Annotated in this window: 4 protein-coding genes; all 4 read left to right on the forward strand. The window is 70.4% G+C overall.

Annotated features, from left to right (window positions below; all coding sequences use genetic code 11):
- Positions 1 to 926, forward strand: a 926-nt coding sequence (tagH, locus tag AC1D12_RS30270) for a type VI secretion system-associated FHA domain protein TagH (protein WP_477844944.1), incomplete at its 5' end; no start/stop codon positions are given.
- Between the two features lie 7 nt (positions 927 to 933).
- On the forward strand, positions 934 to 1,755 hold the full coding sequence (locus AC1D12_RS30275) for a PP2C family protein-serine/threonine phosphatase (RefSeq protein WP_477844945.1): 822 nt from the start codon (positions 934 to 936) through the stop codon (positions 1,753 to 1,755).
- 79 nt (positions 1,756 to 1,834) lie between these two features.
- Entirely contained in the window at positions 1,835 to 2,428 is a 594-nt protein-coding gene (locus AC1D12_RS30280) for an OmpA family protein (protein ID WP_047511033.1), read from the forward strand.
- A gap of 20 nt (positions 2,429 to 2,448) precedes the next feature.
- The gene (locus AC1D12_RS30285; RefSeq protein ID WP_477844946.1) at positions 2,449 to 2,709 is read left to right on the forward strand and encodes an excisionase family DNA-binding protein; all 261 of its coding nucleotides are present in this window, start codon (positions 2,449 to 2,451) and stop codon (positions 2,707 to 2,709) included.
- Positions 2,710 to 2,726: the final 17 nt, after the last annotated feature.

Below are 2,726 nucleotides of genomic sequence, written 5' to 3' on the forward strand. Positions count from 1 at the left end.
CGCCAGCGCCCCCCGCGCGGCCGCTGCCGCCCACCCCGGCGGCCGCGCCGCCGTTCGACCCCAACATGACGCAGGTCAGCGCGCCGCGCCCGCCGGCGCCGCCCCGGGCTGCACCGCCGGCTGCACGCATCCGCGGCGACGACCTCACGCCGACGACGACGATGCCCGGCGTGCGCCCGGCCCGGCCGTCGCTGATGACCTCGGCACCGATGCCGCTGACGCCGATGCCRCCCACGCCGGTGGCACCGCCCGTGGCTGTTCCACCGCCCGCCACGCGCCCGCCCGCGGCCGCCCCGGCCTACGCCGCCGGCGACACCACGCCCGACGCGCTGTGGGCCGCGTTCTGCGAAGGCGCGGGCATCCAGCTGCAACCGCCGCAGGGCCTGAACCCGGCGCTGATGCGGGTGATCGGCGAGTTGCTGCGCCATTCGGTGGACGGCACGCTGAAGCTGGTCGCCACGCGGGCCGCCGCCAAGCAGGAGCTGCGCGCCGATGTGACGATGATCCAGGCCCGCAACAACAACCCGCTGAAGTTCTCGCCGGATGCCGGTACCGCGATCGAGCAGCTGCTGCAGCCGCCGATGCGCGGCTTCATGGTCGGCCCGGCCGCGGTGCACGATGCGATGGACGACCTGGTCGGCCACGCGATCGGCACGATGGTGGGCATGCGCGCCGCGCTCGAAGGCGTGCTCAAGCGCTTCGAGCCCTCGCAGCTCGAGAGCAAGCTCTCCGGCAACAGCGTGCTCGACAGCGTGCTGCCGATGAACCGCCGCGCCAAGCTCTGGGAACAGTACCTGCAGCACTACCAGCGCATCCACGAAGACGCCCAGGAGGATTTCCACGAGTTGTTCGGCAAGGCCTTCATCAAGGCCTATGAAGACCAGCTGGACCGCCTGGACGCCGAGCGCCATCCGGGCCGCACCTGACGGACGCATGCCCATGCTGCAAGTCGAGATCGCCGCCCGCAGCGAGGTAGGCGGGCGAAGCCGCAACGAGGACGACCTGCGCCACGGCGTCAGCGGGCCGTTCTGCTATGCCGTGCTGGCCGACGGGGCCGGCGGGCACCGGGGCGGCAACGTCGCCTCCGACATGGTGGTGCGCATGACGGCGCTCGGCCTGCAGTCGGCGACGCAGGCGACGCCCGAGTACCTGACGCAGCTGGTGTGYGACACGCATGCGGCGATCAACGAGCAGCAGCAGGGCAAGCGCAGCGCCGAGCGCATGCATGCGACGCTGGTCGCGCTGTGGATCGACATGCGGCGCGAGGAAGCGCTGTGGACGCACGTCGGCGACTCGCGCCTGTACATGCTGCGCCATGGCCGCGTGTGCCACGTGACGCGCRACGACAGCGTCGTGCAGCGCATGGTCGACGCCGGCTACCTGACGCCGGAAGAGGCGATCGACCACCCGCACAAGAACCAGCTGCTCAGCGCGATGGGCACCGAGGGACCGGTGGAGCCGAGCACGCTGGAGACCCACATGCCGATCGAGGACGGCGACGCCTTCCTGCTGTGCTCCGACGGCTGGTGGGACCTGTTCTCGAAGCGGGCGATCGAGTCGGCCTTCGCCGCCGCCGATTCGGCCGGGGACTGGCTGGACCGCATGGGCGAGACCATCCGCGCCGCGGCCAAGCCGAAGCAGGACAACTACACCGCGATCGCGGTGTGGGTCGGCGATCCGTCGGAAACCACGCGGATGTCGGGGTTGTGGGAAGACGACACGCTGGGCGACGGGGCGGGCAAGGCGGCCCCTTGATCGTGGGATGCGTGACCTTCGTCGCTTCCGATGGGGGGTGGCAGCGGTCATGATCGCGGAATCTGTACGGAGGTCCCTGATGGACACGCTGAGCTTCAATTCGTCTTCGCTGCGCCGCACTGCCGGGCTGGTCCTGGCTGCCGCGCTGGCTGCCCCGCTGCTGGCCGCGCCGCTGCGCGCCCAGGATATGGGCGACACCCGGGTGCTGAAGGGCAACAAGGTCACCGAGGCCAACCTGCTGGACGCGCTGACGCCGCCGCCTGAGCCGGTCGTCACGCGCAGCCTGAAGGTGAGCCGCGACGGTGCGGGCGTCTCGGCGCCGGAGCGCAAGGCGAGCGCCTCGCTGCTGATCACGTTCCTGACGAACTCGTCGGAGCTGACCGAATCGGCGAAGCAGCAACTCGACGTGGTGGCCGGTGCACTGAAGAACGACCGGCTGGCCGACTACACCTTCAACGTCGAAGGCCATGCCGACCCGCGGGGCAACGCCGACGCGAACATGGTGCTGTCACAGCAGCGCGCCGAGAGCGTGCGCGACTACCTGGTGACGACGCACAGCATCGCCGCCGACCGCCTGAAGGCCGAGGGCAAGGGCGACCACGACCTGCTGAACCGCGCGGTGCCGGCGGCGCCGGAGAACCGGCGGGTGACGATCGTGACGAACACGAAGTAGGCATGCCAGACAGAGAGCCGGTGGCCGGCAACGCCACGCAGGTGGCGTCGGCCCAGGCAGAACTGACGATCCAGGAGGCCGCCGACATGTTGAACGTGTCGCGCCCTCGTCTGCTGAAGCTGCTCGAAGGCGGATCACTGCCGTTCCGCCAGACTGGCACGCAGCGGCGCATCCGATTCGTCGACCTGATGGCGTTCAAAGACCGGCGCGACCGCGACAGTGATGCCGCGCTGGATGAACTGGCGCAGCAGGCGCAGAACCTCGGAATGGGCTACGAGTAGGCCTCGCCGTTCACGGT

This window comes from Rhizobacter sp. P1_G5 (assembly GCF_056405435.1).